General features: G+C 57.6%; 1 protein-coding gene. It reads left to right on the forward strand.

Annotated features, from left to right (window positions below; genetic code table 11):
- Positions 1 to 22: 22 nt before the first annotated feature.
- Positions 23 to 316 (forward strand): hydroxyethylthiazole kinase (locus tag L692_RS0118460; RefSeq protein ID WP_025701559.1); only part of this gene is annotated, 294 nt, incomplete at its 3' end.

Genomic DNA, 316 nt, shown 5'->3' on the forward strand with positions numbered 1-316 from the left:
ATTCATTTAGGAGGGAATTTACATGTCTTTCATCGCCAAGCTTCGGGAAAAGAATCCGCTCATCCACAACATCACCAACATTGTCGTTACCAACTTTACCGCCAACGGCCTGCTCGCTCTGGGAGCTTCGCCGTTCATGGCGGATTCGCATGAAGAGGTGGCGGATGTCGCCGCGATGTCCGGCGCTGTTCTGATTAACATCGGAACGCTGAACGAGCACTCCATCAAGGCCATGCTGCTGGCCGGACAGTCGGCCAACAAGCACGGTGTCCCGGTCGTGCTCGATCCGGTGGGCGCGGGCGCTACCGCTTACCGG

Source organism: Paenibacillus forsythiae T98 (genome assembly GCF_000520735.1).
In the GTDB taxonomy this organism is placed as follows: Bacteria; Bacillota; Bacilli; order Paenibacillales; family Paenibacillaceae; genus Paenibacillus_AQ; species Paenibacillus_AQ forsythiae.